Below are 24199 nucleotides of genomic sequence, written 5' to 3'. Positions count from 1 at the left end.
GCCCGGTCCGCTGAGCACCGCCCCCGGCGCAGCCTCCCTCGAGGTCACCGACCGGCTGCCGCCCGCCGCTGTCGCGGAGGTCCGCGCGCTGCTGACCGCCGCACTGGCGGCCGACGGCGTGCGGCCGGTCTCCGAGGAGTCCGAGCTGCGGCTGCAGCACGGCGGCCCGCCCGGCGGGACGGACGTGACCGCGCGCGACGCCGACGGCGAACTGGTCGGCTACGCCCGGCTGGAGCTGCCGGCCGGTGAGCCGGAGGCCGAGGCGGAGCTGGTCGTCGCCCCCACCGCCCGCCGGGCCGGCACCGGCACCGCGCTGCTCGCCCGGCTCGAGCAGCTGGCCGGCGGGCGCCCGCTGCGGGTGTGGGCGCACGGGGAGCTCCCCGGCTCGGCCGAGCTGGCGCGGGCCCGCGGCTACGACCGCGCCCGGGTGCTGCTGCAGATGCGCCGTCCGCTGGCCGGGGTCGACCCCGACCCGCAGCCCTCGCTGCCCGACGGGGTGACCGTCGCGACGTTCCGTCCGGGCACCGACGAGGACGCCTGGCTGCGGGTCAACGCCCGCGCCTTCGTCCACCACCCCGAGCAGGGCCGCTGGACGCGCGCCGACCTGACCCTGCGCGAGGCCGAGGAGTGGTTCGACCCGGCCGGCTTCTTCCTGGCCTGGCGCGGCGACCAGCTGCTCGGCTCGCACTGGACCAAGGTCCACCCCGCCGGCGAGGTCGGCGACGACCCGGTCGGCGAGGTGTACGTGCTCGGCATCGACCCCGACGCCCAGGGCATGCGGCTGGGCCGCGCGCTGACCGACCTGGGGCTGGCGCACCTGCGCGCCCGCGGCCTCGCCGAGGTCCTCCTGTACGTCGAGGAGGACAACACCGCCGCCGTCTCGCTCTACGAGCGCAGCGGCTTCACCCGGTACACCGTCGACGTCTCCTGGCGGCGCGCGCCCGCTCGCTGAGCGCACACAGACGGTCACTACGCGCTCACCCCCGCCGTCGTTCACCCGCTGGACGTCGCCCGTCGGCCGAGTCGTGACGCAAGCCTCAGGGTGCGTTCACCTCTCGTTCACCGGTGGAGCCGGATTCGTCCACCTCTCCTCCTTAGCGTCCTCGTCGTTCGATCCCCGCTGCCCGGCTACGACGTCCGGGCACACCAGTCGAAAGGCCCTGAGTTGAAGCTCAGCACCACGACGCGCGCCGCGGCCGTGTCCGCATCGCTCGCCGCCGTACTCGCCCTCGCCGCCTGCGGCGCCTCCAACGAGGGCGGCGGCGACAGCGGCTCCGGTGGCGGTTCAGGCGAGGCCGCCGAGCTCAGCGGCAGCCTCGTCGGCGCCGGCGCCAGCAGCCAGCAGTCCGCCATGGAGGCGTGGCAGGCCGGCTTCGAGGGCGAGTACCCCGACGTGCAGTTCAGCTACGCCCCCGAGGGCTCCGGCGCCGGCCGCGAGCAGTTCCTCAACGGCTCGGCGGACTTCGCCGGCTCCGACGCCGCCCTGGACGACGAGGAGCTCGCCACCGTCGCCGACCGCTGCGCCACCGGCGACGTCTTCGAGCTGCCGAACTACATCTCGCCGATCGCCGTCGCCTTCAACGTCGAGGGGGTCGACGAGCTCAACCTCACGCCGACCACGATCGCGGGCATCTTCGCCGGCACCATCACCACCTGGAACGACCCGGCCATCGCCGCGGACAACCCGGACGCCACGCTGCCGGCCACGGCCATCACGCCGGTCCACCGCGCCGACGACTCGGGCACCACCGAGAACTTCACCGACTACCTGTTCCAGGCCGCCGGTGACGTGTGGACCTCCGAGCCCGACGGTGTCTGGCCGCTCCAGGGCGGCGAGTCCGCGCAGGGCACCTCCGGTGTCATCGAGGTCGTCACCAACACCGACGGCGCGATCACCTACGCCGACGCCAGCCGGGCCAGCGAGCTCGGGGTGGCCAACGTGTCCGTCGGCGGCGACTTCGTCGCCCCGTCCCCGGAGGCCGCTGCCGCCGTCGTCGAGAACTCCCCGGCCGTCGAGGGCCGCGGCGAGTACGACTTCGCCATCGAGGTCAACCGGCTGACCGAGGGCTCCGGCGAGTACCCGATCGTCCTGGTCAGCTACCACATCGGTTGCGTCGAGTACGACGACCAGGAGAAGGCCGACAACGTCAAGGCCTTCATGGAGTACGTGATCAGCGAGGACGGCCAGGCCACGGCCGCCGAGAACGCCGGCAACGCGGAGATCTCCGACACGCTGCGCGAGCAGGCGCAGACCGCGGTCGACGCCATCACCACCGCCGGCTGACACCGGCACACCGCGCCGGCCCGGGACGTCGATCGACGTCCCGGGCCGTCGTACCGCCCGGACCCGGGCACCCGCAATCCACGAACGACCCCCACGGAGCACCGGTGACCGCCACGAAGGCCCCGACCGAACCACCGTCGCCGCGCACCGTCCGCCGGCCCGGTGACCGCATCTTCTCCGGCGCCGCCAGGGGCTCCGGCATCTTCATCCTGCTGGTCCTGGCCGGTGTCGCCGCGTTCCTGATCAGCGAGGCGCTCCCCGCCCTCACCGCGCCCTCGGACGAGATCCCCGGCGGCGAGGGCCTGGCCGGCTACGTCGGCCCCCTCATCCTCGGCACGCTCCTCGGCGCCCTCATCGCACTGATCGTGGCCACGCCGCTGGCGGTCGCCATCGCGCTGTACATCACCTACTACGCGCCCCGGCGGATCGCCGCCACGATGGGCTACGTCATCGACCTGCTGGCCGCGATCCCCAGCGTCGTCTACGGCTTCTGGGGCCTGGCCGTGCTCGCACCGCAGCTGGTGCCCTTCCACACCTGGCTCGCCGACACCCTCGGGTTCATCCCGTTCTTCGCCGGGCCCGCCTCCACCAGCGGCCGCACGATGCTCACCGTCGGCATCGTCCTCGCGGTGATGATCCTGCCGATCATCTCGGCCATCTCCCGCGAGGTGTTCAGCCAGGCCCCGGCGCTGCACCGCGAGGCAGCCCTGGCCCTGGGCGCCACCCGCTGGGAGATGATCAAGATGGCGGTGCTGCCCTACGGCAAGTCCGGCATCATCGCCGGCGCGATGCTGGGGCTGGGTCGCGCCCTCGGCGAGACGATGGCCGTCGCGATCATCCTCTCCGGCGGCGCCGGGGCGACGGTGAACCTGATCAGCAACTCGAACCCCTCGACGATCGCCTCGAACATCGCCCTGTCGTTCCCCGAGGCCACCGGCATCGACGTCAACACGCTGATCGCCAGCGGGCTGGCGCTGTTCCTCATCACGCTCGCCGTCAACATGCTCGCCCGCTGGGTCGTCAACCGGCGCGCCGACTTCTCCGGAGCCAACTGATGAGCACCGAGACCCCTCTCGCCCCGGCCCCCAGCCGCCCGAACCCGGGCCCGGTGCACACCCAGCGCCGGCTGCCCCGCTTCGCCGCCACCGGACTGTTCGTCGGCGGTCTGGCCGTCGGTGCGCTGCTGTCCGCGCTGACCGGTTTCAGCCTCGTCCTGACCGTCGTCTACGGGGTCGTGCTCGGCACCCTGGCCGTCTACGTCGTCTCCCGCGCGGTCGAGGGCCGGCGCAAGGCCACCGACCGGCTGGTGACCAGCCTGGTGACCACGGCGTTCCTGATCGCCATGGTGCCGCTGCTGTCGCTGGTCTACACGGTCCTGGACAACGGCCTGCCCCGGCTGGACGGCGCGTTCTTCACCAACTCGATGTACCGGGTGGTCGGCGAGGGCGGCGGCGCGTACCACGCCATCCTCGGCACGGTGATCATCACGGCGCTGGCCACGATCATCTCGGTGCCGATCGGCCTGCTGACGGCCATCTACCTCGTCGAGTACGGCACCGGCCGGCTGAAGAAGGCGATCACCTTCTTCGTCGACGTGATGACCGGCATCCCCTCGATCGTGGCCGGTCTGTTCTCCTTCGCGCTGTTCACGCTGGTCTTCGGCAACTCCGTGCGGCTCGGCATCATGGGCGCGGTCGCGCTGTCGGTGCTGATGATCCCGGTCGTCGTCCGGTCCTGCGAGGAGGTGCTCAAGCTCGTGCCCAACGAGCTGCGCGAGGCCTCCTACGCCCTGGGCATCCCGAAGTGGCGCACCGTCGTCAAGGTGGTCCTGCCGACCGCCATCGCCGGCCTCGGCACCGGCATCACCCTGTCCGTCGCCCGCGTGGTCGGCGAGACCGCACCGCTGCTGGTGACCGTCGGCCTGATCACCGGCACCAACCTCAACCCCTTCGACGGGCGGATGGCGACGCTGCCGGTGTTCGCCTACTTCCAGCTCACCCAGCCGGGCACCGCGACGCAGGCGTTCATCGACCGGGCCTGGACGGCAGCGCTCGTCCTGATCATCCTGGTCATGGCGCTCAACGTCGTCGCCCGCCTGATCAGCCGATTCTTCGCTCCCAAGACCGGTCGCTGACCGGACCGACCAGGAGGACACAGCGTGGCCAAGCGCATCGAGGTCTCCGACCTCAACATCTACTACGGCAACTTCCGCGCGGTGGAGGGCGTCAACGTCTCCATCGAGCCGCGCAGCATCACCGCGCTGATCGGGCCCTCGGGCTGCGGGAAGTCGACCTTCCTGCGCTCGCTCAACCGGATGCACGAGGTGCTGCCCGGCGCGCGGGTCGAGGGCAAGGTCGTCATGGACGGCCAGGACCTCTACGGCGCCGACGTCGACCCGGTGGACGTCCGGCGGTCGATCGGCATGGTCTTCCAGCGCCCCAACCCGTTCCCGACGATGTCGATCTACGACAACGTCATCGCCGGCAACCGGCTGAACAGCAAGCGCATGCGCAAGGCCGAGTCCGACGAGCTCGTGGAGAAGTCGCTGCGCGGCGCCAACCTCTGGAACGAGGTGAAGGACCGGCTGGACCGCCCCGGTTCGGGCCTGTCCGGTGGCCAGCAGCAGCGTCTCTGCATCGCCCGCGCCATCGCCGTCGAGCCCGACGTGCTGCTGATGGACGAGCCGTGCTCCGCGCTGGACCCGATCTCCACGCTGGCCATCGAGGACCTGATGACCGAGCTCAAGGAGCGGTTCACCATCGTCATCGTCACCCACAACATGCAGCAGGCCGCCCGGGTGAGCGAGTCGACCGGCTTCTTCAACCTCAACGGGGTCGGCCAGCCGGGCCGGCTGATCGAGTTCAACCCGACCGAGAAGATCTTCAGCAACCCGGACGAGAAGGCCACCGAGGACTACATCTCTGGCCGCTTCGGCTGACGAAGGACCCCGACCTCAACTGCAGGACGCGGCCCCGGCCTCCCCTTCGACGGGGGCCGGGGCCGCCGTCGTCGGTACGGCGGTGCCGAGCGCGACCGGGGCGAGCCCGGTGTAGTCCGGGCCGACGACCAGCTGGACGGCGGTGCCGACCTCGTCGGTCTCCAGCAGCAGCGAGCCCGGGACGGCGGCGGCGACGGTGCGGGCCACCTCGAGCGAGGCGGGGGCGTAGCGGACCACGGTCCGGTCGACGGCCGCCGGCTCGACCCCGCGGGCGCGCACCTGGAAGCCCAGCGACGCCAGCCCGTCGGCCACCTCGGCGGTCCGGGCCCCGCCCGTGGCGTCCAGCACGTCGACGGTGACCCCGGCCGGCTCGACGCTCACCACGGTGCCCGCGGGCACCGGTTCGGCGGCCACCGGCTGCGGCAGCGCGTCGGCCGGTGCGTCGGCAGGCGCGGCACCGGCCGCCGGGTCGGGCACCTCGGCGGTGGCGGCGACCGGCAGCCGCCCGCCGTCGATCACCGCGTCGAACAGCTCCCGGGTGGCGGCCACGTCGACCACGACGGCGGCCCGGTCGCTGCCCACCGGGAAGTAGCCGACCTGCGCCACCGGGATCTCCGCGCGGTCCACGGCGGAGCCGGACAGGTCGCCGAGGGTGGCGCCGAGCGCCCGGACGTCGCCCAGCGTGGTGTCGGCGTCGACGGTGAAGGCGTCGGCGGCCCGGGTCAGGAAGCGGGTGAGGGTGAGCGGGTCGGCGAGCGTGCCGCCGGAGAGCGCCGTCCGCAGCGTCGAGGTGAGCACCAGCTGCTCGCGCTGGGCGGACGCCGACCCGGTGACGTCGGAGCCGGTGCCGCGCAGGAAGTCGGTGACGTCGGAGCTGGTGAGCGCGTTCTGCCCGGCCGGCAGGTCCAGCCGTGCGCCGGTGGTGGCCGACGGGCGGGTGAGGCAGACCGGCACCTCGCCCAGCGCGTCCACCATGTCCGGCAGCCGGTCGAGGTCGACGGCCAGGTAGTGGTCGACCCGCAGGCCGGTGAGCTGCTGCACCGAGCGGACCAGGCAGGAGGGGCCGCCGTCGAGCAGGGCCGCGGCGAAGGGCTCGGTGACCGCCGGCCGGACCTCGCCGTCGCCGTCGCGGCAGGTGGGGGTGTCGCTCAGCGCCGTCGGCGGGACGCTGACCAGCACCGCCTGCTCGCCCGCCCCGGACACGTGCGCGATCAGCGTGCTCACCGCGGCCGGGCCGGAGCGGCCCGGCAGGCCGGTGCCGACCACCAGGTAGGTCTGCGCGTCCTCCTGCAGCTGCGCGGCCAGCACCTCCGGGCCGTCGACGACCAGGGCGTCGACCCGGTCGATGGACCGGTCGACGTAGAAGTACAGGCCCACGTAGTAGGCGGCCACCAGGCCGAGCAGGGCGACCAGCGCGAGCGCCGCCCGGGTCAGCCGGCGCCGACGCGGGCTGGCCGGCGCACGGGGCGGCGGAGGTGCCGCGGCCGTCACCGGCGGCGGGAGGTCGCGGCCGGGGATGGGCGGCAGCGGCTGGCTGCGCCGGACCCCGGGCACCGGGACGGAGGCGTACGGCGGCGGCACCGGCGGCGTTCCCGGGAGGGCCGGGGGCCCGCTCGGGGCGGCGGGCGTCACCGACAGCGGCGGGACGACCCGCGGCGCGGGCAGCACGACCGGGGTGAGCACCGGGGCGGCCGCGGCCGGCCGGGGCGGGGCCGGCGGGACGACGGGCGGCGGGACGACGGGCGGCGGGGTGGGGGCCGGGGTCGGTGGGACCGGGGCCACCGGGGCCACCGGGGCAGCCGCGGGCCGGGGCCCGGCGGCAGCAGCGGGGCGGGGCGGCACCGGCGGCGGGCCGGCGGCCGGCGGGGTGGCGGGGGCCTGCTGTGCCGGCCGGGGCCGAGAGGCCGGCGGCTGCGGCCACGGTGGCTGCGCGGCCGGTGGCTGTGCGGTCGGTGGCTGTGCGGCCGGTGCCGGGCGGGCGTCCTCGGGACGGCGGACCGACAGCCCGGTCGGCGGCCCGGCCGGCATCGCGGGCTGATCGGCGGGCTGTTCGGCGGGCATCGCCGGCTGCCAGCCGGTGGCCGGCACCGGGGCGGACCCGCCGGTGGGCGGGCCGACGGAGTCGCGGCGGACCCCGCCCCGCAGCGGTGGCCGGTCGCCGACCGGGCGGCCGTCGGCACCGACGGCCTGCTGGCGACCGGTGGCCTCCGCGGTCTCCCGGCGCTCGGCCCGGCGCCGCGACACCGGGGCCGCACCCGAGCGGGCGAGCAGCTCGGCCACGGTCAGCGGAGCGCTGGGGGTGTCCTCGCCCCCGCTCCGCGTCGGCTCGTCCGCCACCGGTCGATGATCCCGTCGTCGTGGTCCTGGGGCCCCCGGGGAGGCCGCTCGTCTGGTGCCGCGGACCGGCTCGGCCGTCGTCCACGGAGATGTCCACGATACGGGTGGAGCCCGCCCGGGACGGGCAGCCGCGCGGGTCGGCGGGGCGGCAGCCGGGGCGGCCGCGGCGGTCTCGACCGGCAGCAGCGGCCGCCGGACCGTAGCGTCGGGCGGGTGAAGCTGCCCTTCCCCGGTCCGTCCGACGTGCTGTCCGCGGCCGGGGGCCTCCGCGACGGCGTCACCGAGGCGCTGGCCCTGCTCCCCCGGGTGGTGGGCGCGGTGGGTGACGCCGAGCGGCTGCTCGGGCGGCTCACGGTGCTGCTGGACCGGGTGGAGCGGATCGCCGACCGGGCCGAGGTGGCCGTCGCCGGCATCGAGGTCACCCGCGCGCACGCCGACGAGGCGATGGAGCGGATCAAGGGCAGCCAGGCCGCCGCCGACGAGGCCATCACCGCCGTCCAGGCCACCCGGGCCCGGGCCGACGAGGCCATCGGGTCGATCAGCCGCACCCAGGCTGCCGCCGACGAGGCCGTCGAGTCCATCGGCCGCACCCAGGCCCGCGCCGACGAGGCCGTCGGCGCCATCGGCCGCACCCAGGCCCGCGCCGACGAGGCCGTCGGCGCCATCGGCCGCACCCAGGCCCGCGCCGACGAGGCCGTCGGCGCCATCGGCCGCACCCAGGCCCGCGCCGACGAGGCCGTCGGCGCCATCGGCCGCACCCAGGCCCGCGCCGACGAGGCCGTGGACGCGATCGGGCGCACCCAGGCCCGCGCCGACGACGCGGTCGCCCGGATCGGGGCCACGAACGACGCCGCCGACGCGGCGGTCGCGCGGATCGGGACCACCTCCGACGCCGCGGACCAGCTGGTCGGCGCGGTGGCCGGGACGACCGTCGCCGCCGACGGCGCACTGGACCGGGCCGAGGCGATGCTGGCCGCGGTGCAGCCGCTGCTCGACGCCTACCGGCCGGCGCTGGCCGCGCTGGCCCCGGTGGTGGACCGGGTCGTCGCCCACCTCGACGAGGACGAGGTCCAGGCGCTGATCCAGTTGATGGACCGGCTGCCGGTGCTCGTCGTCCACCTGGACGAGGACGTCGTCCCGGTGCTGTCCACCCTCGGCGACGTCGCGCCCGACGTGCACGCCCTGCTGGACACCGTGCAGGACATGCGGCAGGTGGTGAAGGGCTTCCCGGGGTCGAAGCTGTTCCGCCGCCGCGGCGCGGAGGAGATCGCCGAGGAGGAGCAGGACACCGGGGGCGCCGCCCGCTGAACGCGCGACCGGCGCCGTCCCCGCAGGGACGACGCCGGTCGGGAGCCCCGCTCGGGTCCCGCCGCTCAGGTCTCGGTCGGGTACCCCAGCGCCCGGACCACGTCGCCGATCCGCTCGAAGACCTGGCCGTCCGGCAGCCGGGACAGCTCGTCGGCGACGGCGTCCGGGGCGCGGTGGTCGCGGGCGGCCTCGACCAGGTCCGGGCCGGTGCTGGGGAAGTCCGCGCGGTCCAGCCACCGGGCGAGCTCCGCCCGGGCGACCACGGCGTCGGGCGTCATGCCCTGCGGCACGCCGCCGGTGAGGGTGTCCGCGGGCGAGGAGTCGACGTCGGGTTCCCCCTCCGCGGTGGGCTCGGGGTCGTTCCACTCCTCGGCGTGCGTGGAACGGCCGGCGCGGATCATCCCCTCGACCTCGTGGGCCAGGGCGTCGTCCTCACGCGCGGAGTGCTTGGTGCTCCGCGCGGACGTCCCCGCGAAGGTGTCCTCGGTCTCGCTCATCTCTGCCTCCTCCGTCCGCACCTGGCGGCGGGACTCAGTCCTTCTCCAGCGCGCCGGGCTTGTGCACGGCGGTGCCGCCGCTCTTCTCGCTCTTCACCTCGTACTGCGGGTCGTCCGGGCTGGCCCGGACCGTGCGACCGGCCGCCTCGGTGTCCTTCGTGATCTTCTCCTCGACGGTGCCCTCGGCCTCGCCCCCGTGGCTCTTCCAGGTGACGTGGTCGCCCTTGCTGAACTCCTGCGCCATCGCGGGGTCCTCCACTCCGTGGTCGGTCCTGCCTGCCTGCCCGGGCCGGCCGCGTGGCACACATCGGTCCCGCGGGGCGCTCCCGGGACGCCCGCGGCGCCAGCGGTGTCACCCGTAGGGGTCGACTCCGCCCGGATGAGCTGTACCGGCGGGTGACTCGTCACGTAGCGTGCTCACTGCACGGGGGAAGCACGGAGAGCGACCTGGCCAGCGCAACGGGCCGGTGACGCAACGTGAGCACCTCGTCCTGAGACGCCGGCCCGGTCGGCCCCATTCCCCCGGGGCCGGCCGGGTCGGCCCCGTTCAGCACCGGCCCGTCCCGCTGCGCCGCCGCCCGGCCCGGCGGTCGTTACGCTCGGCCCCCGTGGAGCCGACCGAGCACGTCACCGCCGACGCACCCGACGTCCGCCCGGTCGACGTGCTCACCGTGACCGCGGTCCGCGACGTCACCCCCGCCGTCCGCCGGGTGACCCTGACCGCGCCGGCCCCCGTCGTCGCCGCGGCCGGCCCGACCCTCGCGCTGCTGGTCCCGCGCGTCGGCGACCCGGCCCCGCGCTGGCCGCAGGTGGCCCGCGACGGGCGCATCGTCTGGCCGCAGGGCAGCCACGGGGTCGCCCTGCGCAGCTACACCTCCCGGCGGCAGGACCCTGCCGCCGGCGAGCTGGACGTCGACTTCGTGCTGCACGGCGACGGTCCCGCCGCCGCGTGGGCCGCGGCGGCCGCGCCCGGTGCCGTCCTCGGGGTCGCCAGCTCGGCGCCGCTGGGCGACGCGCCGGCGGGCTGGCTGCTGGTGGCCGGGGACGAGACGGCGCTGCCGGCGATCAGCCGGATCCTGGCCGCGGCCGACCCGGCGACCTGCGGGGTCGCGCTGCTGGAGGTCGCCGGGCCCGAGGAGGAGCAGCCGCTGGTCGCCCCGGCCGGCATCGAGGTGCGCTGGCTGCACCGGACCACGGCAGCGCCGGACGCCGACCTGCTCACCGACGCCGTCGCCGCGCTGCCCCGGCCCGACGGGGAGGACCTGTTCGCCTGGGTCGGGGCGGAGTCCGCGACCGTGCGCGCCGTGCGGGCGGACCTGCGCGGCCGGTGGGGGCTCCGCCGCGCCCAGCACCACGCCATCGGCTACTGGCGCCGCGGGCGGGCGATGTCGCCGGCCGGCTGACGGCAGCGCCACACCCAGCGTCCTCACAGGTAGCGTCCAGCCCAGCAGCAGCCCGGTGTCGCAGCCTGACGGCATGACGACGACGGCCGCACAGGGCTCATCGGGAGGGCTCGTGTCCAGCTCCAGCACCCCGGCAGCGGGCACCGGGAAGCCCGAGGCGCGGCTGCTCGTCGTCGACGACGAGCCGAACATCCGCGAGCTGCTGTCGGCCAGCCTCCGCTACGCCGGCTTCGAGGTCGCCACCGCGCCCGACGGCCAGCAGGCGCTCGCGGTGGCCGAGCAGTTCCGCCCCGACCTGCTGGTGCTCGACGTGATGATGCCCGGGCTGGACGGCTTCGGCGTCGTCCGGCGGCTGCGCCAGAACGGCACGCACACGCCGGTGCTGTTCCTCACCGCCCGGGACGCCGCCGACGACAAGGTGACCGGGCTGACGCTGGGCGGCGACGACTACGTCACCAAGCCCTTCAGCCTGGACGAGGTGCTGGCCCGGATCCGGGCGGTGCTGCGCCGCAGCCAGGGCGTGCAGCGGGCCGCCGAGGCCCCGCGGCTGACCTTCGCCGACATCGAGCTGGACGAGGAGTCGCACGAGGTCCTCAAGGCCGGGAAGCTGGTCAGCCTCTCTCCCACCGAGTTCAAGCTGCTGCGCTACCTGATGACCAACGCCGGCCGGGTGCTGTCCAAGGCGCAGATCCTCGACCACGTGTGGAACTACGACTTCAACGGCGAGGCGAACGTCGTGGAGTCCTACATCTCCTACCTGCGACGCAAGGTCGACACCACCGAGCCCCGGCTGCTGCACACCCTGCGCGGCGTGGGGTACTCCCTGCGCCTGCCGCGCGGCACGTGACGACGGCGTCGCCGCCGGTCGACCCGGCGGCCGCGCCGGCACCCGGGTCCGAGCCCGTCCCCGACCGGGCCGACCCGGTGCACCCCGGCCCGCGGGTCCCGCTTCGGGTCACCCTCGTCGCGCTGCTGGTCCTGCTGGTCACCGTCGCGCTGACCTCGACCGGGTTCGCGGCCACCTCGCTGCTGCGCGGCTACCTGCTCGACCAGCAGGACGAGCAGCTCGGCGAGGCGATCTCCGAGGTCGCCTCGCAGGACGCCGCGACGCTCGGCGTGGTCTGCAGCCAGCCCCGGATCGCCATCCCCGGCGCGTACCTGGCCTGCCTCGGGCCGGGCGGGGTGGAGCGCGAGTACGTCGTCCGCGGCTCGTACTCCTCGCTGCCCGACCTCGACGACCTCGACGCCGGCAACGCCGGCGACTACGGCAAGAAGACGTTCACCGTCGGCTCGCAGGACGGCAGCACCAGCTGGCGGCTCGTCGTCGCCCCGGTCAGCGACGACCTCGCCATCGTCGTCGGCAGCGACCTGGGCGAGGACAAGGCCGTCGTCACCCGGCTGGTGCGCATCCAGCTGGTGATCGGGCTCCTGGTGCTGGCCGCGATGGCGCTGGCCGGCCACCTGCTGGTGCGCAACAGCCTGCGGCCGCTGCAGGAGGTGGAGGACACCGCCCGGGCGATCGCCGCCGGTGACCTGTCGCGCCGGGTGCCCGGGGGCGACGAGCGCACCGAGGTCGGCCGGCTGTCCCGCGCGCTCAACGGGATGCTCGGCCGGATCGAGAGCTCCTTCCGCGCCCAGCAGGCCTCCGAGGAGCAGGCCGTCGCCTCCGAGGCCCGGATGCGCCGGTTCGTCGCCGACGCCAGCCACGAGCTGCGCACCCCGCTCACCTCCATCCGCGGGTTCGCCGAGCTGCACCGGCAGGGCGCCGTCCGGGGTGCGGAGGAGACCGGCCGGGTGCTGTCCCGGATCGAGGCCGAGGCGACCCGGATGGGCCTGCTGGTCGAGGACCTGCTGCAGCTGGCCCGGCTGGACCAGCAGCGGCCGCTCACCCTCGGCCCGGTCGACCTCGCCGAGCTCGCCGGGGACGCCGTCCACGACGCCCGGGCCGTGCAGCCCGACCGCCCGGTCTCCCTGCTGCTGGACGAGTCCCTCACCGACGTCCCGGTGGTCAACGGCGACGAGGCGCGGCTGCGCCAGGTCGTCGGCAACCTGGTGACCAACGCGCTCACCCACACCCCGGTCGACGCCCGGGTGACGGTGCGGCTGTCGGAGGACCCCGTGGACCCCGGCGTCGTGGTGCTCGCGGTCAGCGACGAGGGCCCGGGGCTCGCCCCCGGGGACGCCGACCGGGTCTTCGAACGGTTCTACCGGGCGGACGCCTCCCGCACCCGCGCGGCCGGCGGCACCGGGCTGGGGCTGTCCATCGTGGCCTCGCTGGTCGCGGCGCACGGCGGCACCGTCGAGCTGTCCACCGCTCCCGGCGAGGGCGCGACGTTCGCCGTCCGGCTGCCGCGGTCGGGCCCGCCGGCCCCGCCCCCGGAGACCGGGCCGGCAGCCTCCTGACCGGCCCCACACGACGGCCCGCCCGGGGCCATGACGGACACTGGTGCCGGGAATCCCCATCACCCTGATCGGGTTGCCCTGCTCGAACCCGTCGCCGTCCGGCGGCACCTGCCGCCGTCCCCGACTCCCGGGAGCCCCTCAGCGTGACCACCGTCGACCACCGGCTCACCCAGCTGCAGACGCTGGAGGCCGAGTCCATCCACGTGCTGCGCGAGGTGGCCGCCGAGTCCGAGCGGCCGGTGCTGCTCTTCTCCGGCGGCAAGGACTCCATCGTGATGCTGGAGCTCGCCCGCAAGGCCTTCGCGCCCGCCCGCATCCCCTTCCCGGTGATGCACATCGACACCGGGCTGAACTTCCCCGAGGTGCTCGAGTTCCGCGACAAGCGGGTCGCCGAGCTGGGCGTGGAGCTCGTCATCGCCTCGGTGCCCGATGCGATCGCCGCCGGCACGGTGCGCGAGGAGCCCAACGGCTCCCGCAACCGGATCCAGACCCCGGTGCTGCTGGACGCCGTCGAGCAGCACGGCTTCACCGCCCTGTTCGGCGGCGCGCGGCGCGACGAGGACAAGGCGCGGGCCAAGGAGCGGGTGTTCTCCTTCCGCGACGAGTTCGGCCAGTGGGACCCGAAGAACCAGCGCCCGGAGCTGTGGGACCTCTACAACAGCCGCACCCACCTCGGGGAGTCGATCCGGGTGTTCCCGCTGTCGAACTGGACCGAGCTGGACATCTGGGGCTACATCGCCCAGGAGGAGATCGCGATCCCGCAGCTGTACCTGGCGCGCGAGCGGGGCGTGGTCGACCGGCAGGGGATGCTCTACGCGGTCAACGAGTTCATCACGCCCCGGGACGGCGAGCAGGTGCTGCACGAGAGCGTCCGCTACCGCACCGTCGGCGACGCCAACCTGACCGCGGCGGTCCGCTCCACCGCCAGCAACGTCGAGGAGGTCATCGCCGAGATCGCGGTGACCCGGCTGACCGAGCGCGGCGCCACCCGTGGCGACGACAAGGTCAGCGACGCCGCCATGGAGGACCGCAAGAAGGAGGGGTACTTCTGATGGCCGCCCCCATCGACGTCCACTCCGCCGCCGCCGAGGCCGCCGCGGAGATCGCGCACGCCCGCAAGGACATGCTGCGGATCGCCACCGCCGGCTCCGTGGACGACGGCAAGAGCACGCTGATCGGCCGGCTGCTGTTCGACAGCAAGGCCGTGTTCGAGGACCAGTACGCCGCGATCGAGCGGGCCAGCCGCGGCGACTACGTCGACCTGGCGCTGCTCACCGACGGGCTGCGGGCCGAGCGCGAGCAGGGCATCACCATCGACGTCGCGTACCGGTACTTCACCACGCCGCGGCGCACCTTCATCCTCGCCGACACCCCCGGGCACGTGCAGTACACCCGGAACATGGTCACCGGCGCCTCCACCGCCGACCTGGCCATCGTGCTGGTCGACGCGCGCAAGGGCATGGTCGAGCAGAGCCGCCGGCACGCCTTCCTCGCCTCGCTGCTGCGGGTGCCGCACCTGGTCGTCGCGGTCAACAAGATGGACCTCGTCGACTGGTCGGAGGAGGTCTACGAGCGCATCCGCGACGAGTTCTCCGCCTTCGCCGCCAAGCTCGACGTCCCGGACCTCACCGTCGTGCCGATCTCCGCGCTGCAGGGCGACAACGTCGTCACCCGCTCGGCGAACATGCCCTGGTACGAGGGCACGTCGCTGCTGCACCACCTCGAGCACGTGCACGTGGCCAGCGACCGCAACCTCGTCGACACCCGCTTCCCGGTGCAGTACGTCATCCGCCCGCAGTCCGACGCGTTCCACGACTACCGCGGCTACGCCGGCCGGGTCGCCGCCGGCGTCCTGCGCCCCGGCGACGAGGTGCAGGTGCTGCCCAGCGGCCTGACGACGACGATCGCCGCGATCGACGGCCCGGACGGGCCGGTGGACGCCGCCTTCCCGCCGATGTCGGTGACCGTGCGGCTCACCGACGACCTCGACGTGTCCCGCGGCGACCTGATCTGCCGGCCGCACAACGCCCCGCACGTGACCCAGGACCTGGACGCGCTGGTCTGCTGGATGGCCGACACCCCGCTGGTGCCGCGGATGCGGCTCGCGGTGAAGCACACCACCCGCACGGTGCGCGCGATGGTCAAGGAGCTGCAGTACCGGCTCGACGTCAACACCCTGCACCGGGAGACCGACGCCCCGAGCCTGGGGCTCAACGACATCGGCCGGGTGCGGCTGCGCACCACCCAGCCGCTGTTCGTCGACGACTACCACCGCAACCGGGTCACCGGCCGGTTCATCCTCGTCGACGAGGCGACCAACGCCACCGTCGGCGCCGGGATGCTCACCCCCGCCGGCTGACCCCCGACGCGAAGATGGCCATCTCCGCCCCCACGGGGAGGGCGAAGATGGCCATCTTCGCGTTGGAGCGTTGGGTCAAGCGGCGGCGCGCTCCAGGGCGCGGCGGGTGAGCAGCCGGGCCAGGTGCCGGCGGTACTCGGCGTCCCCGTGCATGTCCGACCCCGGGGAGGTGCCCTGGTCGGCCAGCGCGGCGGCCTCGGCGATGGACGCGCCGCGGGCCAGCGCCTCCTCGGTCGCGGTCGCCCGGACGACGGCGCCGGCCATGTTGGCCAGCGCGACCCGGCCCTGGACGGCGGCCGCGGCCACGATCGGCCAGTCGTTCTCCCGGCGGGTGAACTTCTCGTACCCCCAGCCGTCGGCACCGGTCCGCGGGACGCGGACCTCGATGACCAGCTCGTCGGGGGCCAGCGCGGTCTCGAAGAAGCCGAGCCAGAACTCGGTCACCGGGATCTCCCGACGGCCGCCCGGGCCCTGCACGACCACGGTGCCGTCCAGCGCGAGCAGCGCCGTCGGCAGGTCGGAGGCAGGGTCGCTGTGCGCGACCGTGCCGCCGATCGTGCCGCGGTGCCGCACCTGCGGGTCGCCGACCCGGCCGGCGACGTGCGGCAGGATCGACACCTCGGCGCGGGCGACGTCGGAGCGCTCCAGCTCGTGGTGCCGGGTGAGGGCCCCGATCGCCACCTGGTCGCCCTCGACCCGCACGTAGGACAGGTCGGTGATGCCGCTGATGTCGACCAGCGTCGAGGGCACCGAGAGCCGCAGCTTCATGATCGGCAGCAGCGAGTGCCCACCGGCCAGGAACTTGGCGTCCTCACCGTGCTCGGCCAGCGCCGACAGCGCCTCGTCGACCGAGCGCACCTTCACGTACTCGAACGGCGAGGGGATCACTGGCCCTCCTCGCTGACGCTCGTCGGGTCAGCGACCCGGGATGCTGTGTCTTCCCATGACCTCGCGAGCTCGGTCATGCTTCCACCTCCTGGGCCTGCGGGACCTGGCCGGCGGCCGGGCCGGCCTTCGCCGCGGCCTGCACCGCGCGCACGATGTTGTGGTAGCCGGTGCACCGGCAGAGGTTGCCCTCCAGGCCCTCGCGGACCTCGCGGTCGGAGGGGTCCGGGTTGTCGGCGAGCACCCCGATCGCGGCCATCACCATGCCCGGCGTGCAGAACCCGCACTGCAGGCCGTGCTCGGCGCGGAAGGCGGCCTGCATCGGGTGCAGCTCGCCGTCCGGACCGGCCAGGCCCTCCAGCGTGGTCACCTCGCCGCCGTCGGTCGAGGCCGCCAGGACCGTGCACGACTTCACCGACAGCCCGTCGACGACGACCGTGCACGCACCGCACGAGGTGGTGTCGCACCCGATGTTGGTCGCGGTGAGCCCGCAGGTCTCCCGCAGGTAGTGCGCCAGCAACAGCCGCGGCTCCACCTCGTCGGTGCGCTGCTGTCCGTTGACGGTGATCGAGACCTGCATCAGTTGCCTCCCTGGCCTGCGGCCTGCTGGATCGCCCGCCACACCCGCATGGGCGTGGTCGGCATGTCGACGTGCCGGACGCCGAGGTGGGCGACCGCGTCGATGACGGCGTTCTGGGTCGCCGGCGTCGACCCGATGGTGCCTGCCTCGCCGATGCCCTTGGCGCCCAGCGGGTTCATCGGCGTGGGCGTGGCCATGTCGACGAGCTCGAAGCTGGGCAGCTCCGTGGCGGAGATGAACGGGTAGTCGGCCAGCGTCGAGGTGGTGGGGTTGCCGTCCTCGTCGTAGAGGACCTCCTCGAGCAGCGCCTGGGCCACGCCCTGGGCCAGCCCGCCGTGCCGCTGGCCGTCGGCCAGCAGCGGGTTGAGGATCGTCCCGGCGTCGTCGACGGCGACCACGCGGACGACCTCGGCCTTGCCGGACTCCACGTCCACCTCGACGACGACGACGTGCGCCCCGAAGGGGAACGTCGGCGCCGCGGCACTGAAGGTCGTCTGCACGAGCAGCTGCTCGTCGGCGGCCAGCTCGGCGAAGGTGACGCCCACGCCCGGGGTGCCGCGCACCGCCAGCCCGGCCAGGCCCAGGTCGACCACGAGGTCCTCCGGGTTGGCCTCGAGCTTCTCGGCCGCGCGCTTGCGGGCCAGCTCGACGAGCTCGCCGGCGGCCTGGTGCACCGCCGCGCCGCCCTGCTGCAGGCTGCGGGAGCCCATCGTCCCGCCGCCCTTGGGCACCAGGTCGGTGTCGCCGTGCAGCACGGTGATCTTGTCCAGCGGGATGCCCAGCTGGTCGCTGGCGATCATCGCCCAGGCGGTGGCGTGCCCCTGGCCGTGCGGCGAGGTGCCGGTGAGGATCGTCGCCGTCCCGTCGGGGTGGACCTCGACGGTCGCGTCCTCGGTCGGCGCACCGGACTCCCCGCCGGCGCCGGTGATCTCGACGTAGACCGACAGCCCGATGCCCAGCTGGCGGACGTCGCCGGCCTCGCGGCGGCGGGCCTGCTCGGCCCGCAGCTCGTCGTAGCCCGCCGCGGCCAGCGCCTTCTCCAGCGCGGCGGCGTAGTCGCCGTTGTCGTAGGTGGCGCCCATCGACGTGGTGTGCGGGGTGTCGAACGGCGGGATGAGGTTGATCCGGCGCACCTCGGCCGGGTCCATCCCGATCTCGGCGGCGAACAGGTCGACCGCCCGCTCGACCGCCGCGGTGGCCTCCGGCCGGCCGGCGCCGCGGTAGGCGCCGATGGAGGTGGTGTTGGTGGCCAGCACCCGGGCCTGGGCGTGCACCTTGGGGAAGGCGTAGACCCCGGCGGTCATCAGCATCGTCAGCGTCGGCAGCACCACCGCGAACCGCGGGTAGGCCCCGGCGTCCTGGTCGGCGATGAGGCTGTAGGCCTCGATCGTGCCGTCCCGGCGCCCGCCGATGGCGATCTGGTGGTCCTGGCCGCGGCCGTGCAGCATCCCCACCAGGTTCTCCGAGCGGCTCTCCGCCCAGCGCACCGGGCGCTGCACGAGCTTCGAGACCTGGGCGACCAGGGCGAACTCGGGGTCGGCACCGATCTTCGCGCCGAAGCCGCCGCCGACCGCGGGCGTGATCAGGTGCACCAGGGCCGGGTCGAGGCCCAGCCACGCGGCGACCTGCGCCTTGGCCATCTGGGCACCCTGGTTGGAGCACCACAGGGTGACCCGGCCGTCGGCGCCCCAGACCGCGGACGCGGCCCGGGTCTCCAGCGGCACGGGCGCGACGCGCTGGTTGATGATCCGCTGGCGGACCACCACCTCGCAGCCGTCGAAGAAGTCGTCCGGGGCCGGCTCGCCGAAGGAGGCGATCACGTTGGTGCCGACCTCGGGGAAGAGCACCACCTCGTCGCTGGCCGAGGCGACCGTGCCGACGACGGCCGGCAGCGGGTCGATGTCGACCGCGACCATCTCCGCGGCGTCCTCGCCCTGGTAGCGCTCCTCGGTGAGGACGACGGCGATGATGTCGCCGACGAAGCGCACCACGTCCGAGGCCAGCCAGGGGCGGGTGTACTTGGCGTCGACGAACGGGAAGCCCGTGGGGATGGGCGTGAGGTCGGCGAGGTCGGCCGCGGTGACCACCGCGACGACGCCGGGGGCCTCCAGGGCGGCCGACGTGTCCACCGACAGGACCCGACCGTGCGCGACGGTGGAGCGCACCAGCGTGGCGTGCAGCGCCCCGGTGAGCCGTTCGTCGGTGAGGTCGTCGGTGTAGACCGCCCCCTGGGTGAGGAACAGCGGGTCCTCCGTGCGGACCACCCGGGTACCGAGGATGCTCATGCGCTCTCCTGCCTGCGTCGACCGTGACAAGGCAGACTGTGCCAGACGATGTGATCGTGGCCACTCGACCCCCCGTGGGGCGGAAGGCACACCCGTCCGACGGCCTCCACCGGCGCCCTGCGGCGCCGTCCGGACCTCTCGCCGGGCGGTCGGACGGCGTCGCGCCGGGCCAGGTCGAGAGGTCAGGCGGAGGGGTCCGTCGCGGCGCCCGGCTGGGGGGCCTCCGCGGCCTCGCCGTTCCAGTCCTTGCCGGCCTTGTCGGCGTTCTCCGAGGCGCTGTCGGTCGAGCCGGCGACGGCCTCGACCATCTCCCCGTCGGTCAGCTTCTCGCCGGCTGCTTCGACGTCGTGGCTGTCGGGTGCGGTCATCGAGGACTCCTTCGTCGATCGGTGGGTGTCCCCGCGACCGTCCCCGCCGGTCGGACCCGGCAAACCAGACCGGTCAGCCGGGCTCGCCCACCAGCGTCGGCGAGAGCTCGACCCACACCCGCTTGCCGCCCTCGTGGTCCTCGGCACCCCAGCGGTCGGCGATCGCCGCGACCAGCTGCATGCCGCGGCCACGCTCGTGGGCGGTCGACAGCTCGCGGAGCACCGGACGGACCGCGTCGCCGTCGACGACCCCGATCCGCAGCCACGCCCCGGCCAGCGCCAGCTCGAGGGTCAGCACGTCGACCCGGGCGTGGTCGACGACGTTGGCCACCAGCTCGGTCACCAGCAGCTCGGCGTCCAGCCGGTCCTGCGGTGCCGCCCAGGTGTGCAGCACGTTCCTCACCAGCTGCCGTGCCAGCGGCACGCTGCTGGGCACGGGCGGCAGGTCGATGCTCGCGCTGAAGGAGGCCACGTCCTCCTTCTCGGCAGTCGGCGGCGCCGTCGGCACGTCCTCTCAGGCGGTCAGCTGGTCGATCGCCTTGAACACCCGCTGCTCGGACACCGGCCGCGGGGTGCCGATGTGCTGGGCGAACAGGCCCACCCGCAGCTCCTCGATCATCCAGCGCACCCGGGCCACCGGGTCGTCGGGCGCCCCGGTGGGCGGCAGCTGCGCGCGCAGCTGCTCGTACTCCGCGGTGACCGCGGCGACCTGGGCGGTCCACAGCGCGTCGCGGGCGGCGGTGGCCGGCAGCTTCTCCAGCCGGTGCGCCATCGCGGTGAGGTACCGCACCAGGTCGGGGAGCCGCCGGCGGCCGGTGGTGGCCACGAACCCCCGGTGCAGCAGCCCGGTCATCTGCCGGCGCAGGTCCGCGATCGCGGCCTCGGGCACCCGTCGTCCCGGGGCCGCGCCGATGGCGACGGCGACCTCGCGGGCCTGGGTGAGCACCGCCTCCACCCGCCGGACGGCGTCGGCGGTCAGCGGAAGCAGCTGCTCGCGCGCCGCGGCGACGAGCGCGGTCGCGGCCGCCTCGGTGCGCGGCGGACCGCCGGCCGCGGCGACCAGCTCGTCGGCGGCCGCGTCCGCGCAGTCGGCGACCAGGTCGGGGATCTCGCCGTCCGGGTTGAACTGGAGCGCCAGCCGGGAGCGCGGGGACAGGCCCTTGACCACCTGCTTGACCGGCGACGGGGTGGTGACCAGCACCAGCCGGCGGGCGCCCCGCCAGGCCAGCCGGGTCGCCTCCGCCTCGGTCGGGACGACGCGGACGCCGACGGTCTGCCCCTCGTCGACCAGCGCCGGGAAGGCGGTCACCGGGTGCCCGCCGCGGTCGACCTCGACGGTGGCCGGCAGGTCGCCGAAGGTCCAGCCGGTCTGCCCGGTGCGCTCGTAGGTCGAGGCCGCGCGGGCCAGGCTGGCCCGGGCCTGCGGGGCGACCTGGGCCCGCAGCGCGGCGAGGTCCTTGCCCTGGGCGAGCGGCCGCTGCTGGTCGTCGAGCACCCGGTAGGTGGCCCGCAGGTGGGCGGGCACCTCCGCGGGGCGCCAGGCGTCCCGCGGGACGGTGACGGCGGTGGCCCGGCGCAGCTCCCGCTCCAGCGCCGGCAGCAGCGGCTCGGTCGGGTCGATGTGCGGCAGCACCTCGCGCACCCGGTCCGGGATCGGCACCAGCCCGCGGCGCAGCTGCTTGGGCAGCGACCGGAGCAGCTCGGTGACCAGCTCCGCGCGCTGGCCGGGCACGGTGAAGGCCAGCGACTCCCCCGACGTCCGCTCGGCGACGGTGTCCAGCACGCCGAGCGGCACGTCGACGGTGACGCCGTCCTCGGCCGCCCCGGGCGCGAACGCGTAGGACAGCGGCAGGGTCAGGCCCTGGGTCAGGTGCACCTCGTCGGGGTAGTCGGCCTCCTGCACCTGGCCGGCCGCCGCGGCGTTGGTGAGCATCTCCGGGGTGAAGGTGAGCAGGTCCGGCGTGCTCCGCCGGGCCTCCTTCCACCAGCGGTCGAAGTGCCGGGTGGAGACGACGTCGGCGGGGAGCCGGGCGTCGTAGAGCTCGAACAGCGTCTCGTCGTCGACCCGGATGTCCCGGCGGCGGGCGCGCTCCTCCAGCTCGGCGACCCGCTCGATGGCCCGGGCGTTGTCGGCCCAGAAGCGGTGGTGCGTCGTCCACTCGCCCTGCACCAGGGCGTGCCGGATGAACAGCTCGCGGCTCACGACCGGGTCGATCGAGCCGTACTGCACCCGCCGGCCGACGACCAGCGGCAGGCCGTAGAGGGTGACCCGCTCGGTGGCGACCACCGAGCCGCGCTTGGCGTCCCACCGCGGCTCGCTGTACTGGCGCTTGACCAGGTGGTCGGCCAGCCGCTCGACCACCTCGGGGTCGACCCGGGCGACCGTGCGGGCGAACAGCCGGCTCGTCTCGACCAGCTCGGCGGCGACCACCCAGCGCGGCGGCTTCCTCGCCAGCGGGGTGCCCGGGGCGATCACGAACCGGGTGCCGCGGGTGCCCAGGTACTCGCGCACCGGACGGCGGTCGCCCTTCGCCGGCTCGGTCTGGGTGCCGATCTGGGAGAGCAGCCCGGCCAGCAGGGACGCCGTCACGCCGCGTTCGTCCGGCGCCGGGGCGAGCGCGCCGGTGGTCATGCCCAGCCGGCGGGCGGTGCTGCGCAGCTGGCCGTGCAGGTCCTGCCACTCGCGGATCCGCAAGTAGTGCAGGAACTCCCGCTTCACGGTGCGCCGGAACTGGTTCCCCGACAGCTCCCGGGCCTGCTCCTCCAGGTACCGCCACAGGTTGAGCAGCGCCAGGAAGTCGGAGTTCTCGTCGGCGAACCGCTTGTGCAGCTCGTCGGCGGCCTGCTGGTGCTCGGCCGGGCGCTCGCGGACGTCCTGCACGGTGAGCCCGGCGGCGATGACCAGCACCTCCTCGAGCACGCCGCGGCGGTCGGCCTCGACCACCATCCGGGCGATCCGCGGGTCCAGCGGCAGGGCGGCCAGGGACCGGCCGGTGGGGGTGAGCGCCCCCTCGGGCGTCAGCGCGCCGAGCTCCTCCAGCAACGCCACGCCGTCGGCGACCGCGCGCCGGTCCGGCGGGTCGATGAAGGGGAACTCCGCGACGTCGCCCAGCTCGAGGGAGGCCATCTGCAGCAGCACCGACGCGAGGTTGGTGCGCAGGATCTCCGGGTCGGTGTACTCCGGCCGGCCGTCGTGGTCGGCCTCGCTGTACAGCCGGATCGCGATGCCCTCGCTGGTCCGGCCGCACCGGCCGGAGCGCTGCCGCGCCGACGCCTGGCTGATCGGCTCGATCGGCAGGCGCTGGACCTTGGTGCGATGGCTGTACCGGGAGATGCGGGCCGTGCCGGGGTCGACCACGTACTTGATGCCGGGCACGGTGAGCGAGGTCTCGGCGACGTTGGTGGCCAGCACGATCCGCCGCCGGGTGTGGGCCTGGAACACCTTGTGCTGGTCGGCGGCGCTGAGCCGGGAGTACAGCGGGAGCACGTCGATCGGCGCCCCGCCGCGCTCCGTCGTCCCGCCCAGCGCCTCGGCGGTGTCCCGGATCTCGCGCTCGCCGGCGAGGAAGACCAGCACGTCGCCGGGGCCCTCGGCGACCAGTTCGGCGCAGGCGTCGACGATGGCGCTGACCTGGTCCCGGTCGGGGTCGGCGGCCGGGTCCTCGGGGTCGACGACGGGCCGGTAGCGCACCTCGACCGGGTAGGTGCGCCCGCTGACCTCGACCACCGGCACCTCGGCGCCGCCGGTGGAGAAGTGCGCGGCGATCCGGTCGACGTCGATGGTCGCCGAGGTGATGACCAGCTTCAGGTCCGGGCGGCGGGGCAGCAGCCGGGCCAGGTAGCCCAGCAGGAAGTCGATGTTGAGGCTCCGCTCGTGCGCCTCGTCGATGATGATCGTGTCGTACTGGCGGAGCATCCGGTCGCGCTGCACCTCGGCCAGCAGCACGCCGTCGGTCATCAGCTTCACCAGCGTCCGGTCGCCCACCTCGTCGGTGAACCGGACCTTCCAGCCGACGACGTCGCCCAGCGGGCTGTCCAGCTCCTCGGCGATCCGCTCGGCCACCGTGCGGGCCGCGATCCGCCGCGGCTGGGTGTGCCCGATCCGGCCGCGGACGCCGCGGCCCAGCTCCAGCAGGATCTTGGGCAGCTGGGTGGTCTTCCCCGAACCGGTCTCGCCGGCGACCACCACGACCTGAGAGCCGCGCAGCGCGGCGGCGATGTCGTCGCGCCGCTGGCTGACCGGCAGCTCCTCCGGGTAGCGGACGACCGGGACGGCGGCGCGCCGGCGGGCGATGCGCTCCTCGGCGACCGCGACGTCCGCGGCGATGCGCTCCTGCTGCTTGGCGCGGGCCTCGGCGTCCCGGGTGCGGCGGGTGCCGTCCAGCCGCCGGCGGAGCCGGTGCTCGTCGGTGAGGGTCAGCGCGGACAGCCGCGACCGGAGGTCGTCGTGCGGGGTGGTCACGGGGTGCTCGCAGTTCCTTCCACGGGTCAGGCGTCCAGGGTCCCATCCGGGCCGGCGGGAGTCCGTTGCGTGCACGGCGCAACGGGTTGT

General features: G+C 74.7%; 20 protein-coding genes. 11 read left to right on the top strand and 9 right to left on the bottom strand.

Going from position 1 to position 24199, the window contains the following annotated elements; translation table 11 throughout:
• Positions 1-10 precede the first annotated feature (10 nt).
• The 5 genes from mshD (at position 11) to pstB (ending at position 5222) form a co-directional block, all read left to right on the top strand.
• Positions 11-952, top strand: coding sequence for a mycothiol synthase (mshD, locus tag HL054_RS13110; RefSeq protein ID WP_369139693.1), 942 nt, complete (start codon positions 11-13; stop codon positions 950-952).
• 246 nt (positions 953-1198) lie between these two features.
• Positions 1199-2284 (top strand): phosphate ABC transporter substrate-binding protein PstS, encoded by a 1086-nt coding sequence (pstS, locus tag HL054_RS13105; protein ID WP_369139453.1) that lies wholly within the window; start codon positions 1199-1201, stop codon positions 2282-2284.
• Between the two features lie 104 nt (positions 2285-2388).
• Positions 2389-3339, top strand: coding sequence for a phosphate ABC transporter permease subunit PstC (gene pstC / locus HL054_RS13100; RefSeq protein ID WP_369139452.1), 951 nt, complete (start codon positions 2389-2391; stop codon positions 3337-3339).
• Positions 3339-4418, top strand: coding sequence for a phosphate ABC transporter permease PstA (pstA, locus tag HL054_RS13095; protein WP_369139451.1), 1080 nt, complete (start codon positions 3339-3341; stop codon positions 4416-4418). The genes pstC and pstA overlap by 1 nt, the downstream gene beginning before the upstream one ends.
• Positions 4419-4442: 24 nt before the next feature.
• Complete coding sequence (gene pstB / locus HL054_RS13090) at positions 4443-5222, top strand: phosphate ABC transporter ATP-binding protein PstB (protein ID WP_369139450.1); 780 nt, start codon at positions 4443-4445, stop codon at positions 5220-5222.
• A gap of 15 nt (positions 5223-5237) precedes the next feature.
• Here pstB and HL054_RS13085 read toward each other — a convergent pair whose 3' ends face one another.
• Positions 5238-7559, bottom strand: coding sequence for an LCP family protein (locus tag HL054_RS13085; protein WP_369139449.1), 2322 nt, complete (start codon positions 7557-7559; stop codon positions 5238-5240).
• Positions 7560-7772: 213 nt separating this feature from the next.
• Here HL054_RS13085 and HL054_RS13080 point away from each other — a divergent pair, with 213 nt between their 5' ends.
• The gene (locus HL054_RS13080) at positions 7773-8867 is read left to right on the top strand and encodes a hypothetical protein (protein ID WP_369139448.1); all 1095 of its coding nucleotides are present in this window, start codon (positions 7773-7775) and stop codon (positions 8865-8867) included.
• A 65-nt stretch (positions 8868-8932) separates the two neighbouring features.
• Here HL054_RS13080 and HL054_RS13075 read toward each other — a convergent pair whose 3' ends face one another.
• Together HL054_RS13075 and HL054_RS13070 are read right to left on the bottom strand one after the other, a co-directional pair.
• Positions 8933-9364 carry a DUF2795 domain-containing protein gene (locus HL054_RS13075; protein ID WP_369139447.1) on the bottom strand — a complete coding sequence of 144 codons (432 nt, stop codon included), beginning with the start codon at positions 9362-9364 and terminating at the stop codon, positions 8933-8935.
• Positions 9365-9398: 34 nt separating this feature from the next.
• The gene (locus tag HL054_RS13070) at positions 9399-9608 is read right to left on the bottom strand and encodes a DUF2945 domain-containing protein (protein WP_369139446.1); all 210 of its coding nucleotides are present in this window, start codon (positions 9606-9608) and stop codon (positions 9399-9401) included.
• 364 nt (positions 9609-9972) lie between these two features.
• Here HL054_RS13070 and HL054_RS13065 point away from each other — a divergent pair, with 364 nt between their 5' ends.
• The 5 genes from HL054_RS13065 (at position 9973) to HL054_RS13045 (ending at position 15529) form a co-directional block, all read left to right on the top strand.
• Entirely contained in the window at positions 9973-10767 is a 795-nt protein-coding gene (locus tag HL054_RS13065; RefSeq protein ID WP_369139445.1) for a siderophore-interacting protein, read from the top strand.
• A 112-nt stretch (positions 10768-10879) separates the two neighbouring features.
• A complete protein-coding gene (locus HL054_RS13060; RefSeq protein ID WP_369139444.1) occupies positions 10880-11614 on the top strand; it encodes a response regulator transcription factor in 735 nt (244 codons plus the stop codon).
• Positions 11611-13170, top strand: coding sequence for a sensor histidine kinase (locus HL054_RS13055; protein ID WP_369139443.1), 1560 nt, complete (start codon positions 11611-11613; stop codon positions 13168-13170). Before HL054_RS13060 ends, HL054_RS13055 begins: the two co-directional genes overlap by 4 nt.
• 143 nt (positions 13171-13313) lie before the next feature.
• Positions 13314-14222, top strand: coding sequence for a sulfate adenylyltransferase subunit CysD (gene cysD, locus HL054_RS13050; protein ID WP_369139442.1), 909 nt, complete (start codon positions 13314-13316; stop codon positions 14220-14222).
• Entirely contained in the window at positions 14222-15529 is a 1308-nt protein-coding gene (locus HL054_RS13045) for a sulfate adenylyltransferase subunit 1 (RefSeq protein WP_369139441.1), read from the top strand. The genes cysD and HL054_RS13045 overlap by 1 nt, the downstream gene beginning before the upstream one ends.
• Positions 15530-15604: 75 nt before the next feature.
• On the opposite strand, the gene HL054_RS13040 is transcribed toward HL054_RS13045, so the two are convergent.
• The 6 genes from HL054_RS13040 to hrpA form a co-directional block, all read right to left on the bottom strand.
• The gene (locus HL054_RS13040; RefSeq protein ID WP_369139440.1) at positions 15605-16417 is read right to left on the bottom strand and encodes an FAD binding domain-containing protein; all 813 of its coding nucleotides are present in this window, start codon (positions 16415-16417) and stop codon (positions 15605-15607) included.
• Between the two features lie 73 nt (positions 16418-16490).
• On the bottom strand, positions 16491-16994 hold the full coding sequence (locus HL054_RS13035) for a (2Fe-2S)-binding protein (RefSeq protein WP_369139439.1): 504 nt from the start codon (positions 16992-16994) through the stop codon (positions 16491-16493).
• The gene (locus tag HL054_RS13030) at positions 16994-19279 is read right to left on the bottom strand and encodes a xanthine dehydrogenase family protein molybdopterin-binding subunit (protein ID WP_369139438.1); all 2286 of its coding nucleotides are present in this window, start codon (positions 19277-19279) and stop codon (positions 16994-16996) included. Before HL054_RS13030 ends, HL054_RS13035 begins: the two co-directional genes overlap by 1 nt.
• A 182-nt stretch (positions 19280-19461) precedes the next feature.
• Complete coding sequence (locus HL054_RS13025; protein ID WP_369139437.1) at positions 19462-19647, bottom strand: hypothetical protein; 186 nt, start codon at positions 19645-19647, stop codon at positions 19462-19464.
• Positions 19648-19720: 73 nt separating this feature from the next.
• The gene (locus HL054_RS13020) at positions 19721-20119 is read right to left on the bottom strand and encodes an ATP-binding protein (protein WP_369139436.1); all 399 of its coding nucleotides are present in this window, start codon (positions 20117-20119) and stop codon (positions 19721-19723) included.
• Between the two features lie 42 nt (positions 20120-20161).
• The gene (gene hrpA, locus HL054_RS13015; RefSeq protein ID WP_369139435.1) at positions 20162-24109 is read right to left on the bottom strand and encodes an ATP-dependent RNA helicase HrpA; all 3948 of its coding nucleotides are present in this window, start codon (positions 24107-24109) and stop codon (positions 20162-20164) included.
• Positions 24110-24199 lie beyond the last annotated feature (90 nt).

It is taken from the genome of Modestobacter versicolor (genome assembly GCF_041028285.1).
In the GTDB taxonomy this organism is placed as follows: Bacteria; Actinomycetota; Actinomycetes; order Mycobacteriales; family Geodermatophilaceae; genus Modestobacter; species Modestobacter versicolor_A.
This window is presented reverse-complemented; position numbering and strand designations above follow the sequence as displayed.